This is a genomic window from Campylobacter sp. BCW_4341 (assembly GCF_001764255.1).
GTDB classification, from domain to species: domain Bacteria; phylum Campylobacterota; class Campylobacteria; order Campylobacterales; family Campylobacteraceae; genus Campylobacter_D; species Campylobacter_D jejuni.
The window spans coordinates 1548-2010 of sequence record NZ_MKAH01000050.1; the positions used below are offsets into that span (position 1 = coordinate 1548).

Below are 463 nucleotides of genomic sequence, written 5' to 3' on the forward strand. Positions count from 1 at the left end.
CATTTTTTATCCTTTATTATGGTATTTGTTTGATAAAGCCTAACCTTGAAACATTTACACAAAACTGATTCTATTTTGCTTAATCATTCTAGCACGATTGATAAGAGCATAAAGGGCTATAAATTCATCGTTAATTATTCTTTCAAAAGTTTCACTGTATCTATCCCCATCAAACTCAATACTTTTGTATTCTATAATTTCTGCTTTAGCATTAGTGATAAAAGAAATATATTTATCTCTTTGTTTATCGTGTTTGATACCTGCACATAAAGGTTTAAGTGCTTCATCATACCAAATCACTTCTAACTTTTCTTCTTTGATGATTCTTAGTGCTACTTCTTTTGTTAGATATTCTTTGATGTCTTTGATATCATGATATTTATGCCAATAATTTTCTTGCAACATTTTATCAATGGCTTCTTTTTCATTATCAAAAGAATACTCAAATTCAACACCGCCCCTT

The 463-nt window shown here is 28.7% G+C and carries 1 protein-coding gene; it reads right to left on the minus strand.

Translation table 11 applies throughout. From position 1 onward, the window contains the following. Positions 1 to 54: 54 nt before the first annotated feature. Positions 55 to 463: hypothetical protein (locus tag AJN70_RS08330; RefSeq protein ID WP_261670001.1), on the minus strand; the 409-nt coding region annotated here is incomplete at its 5' end.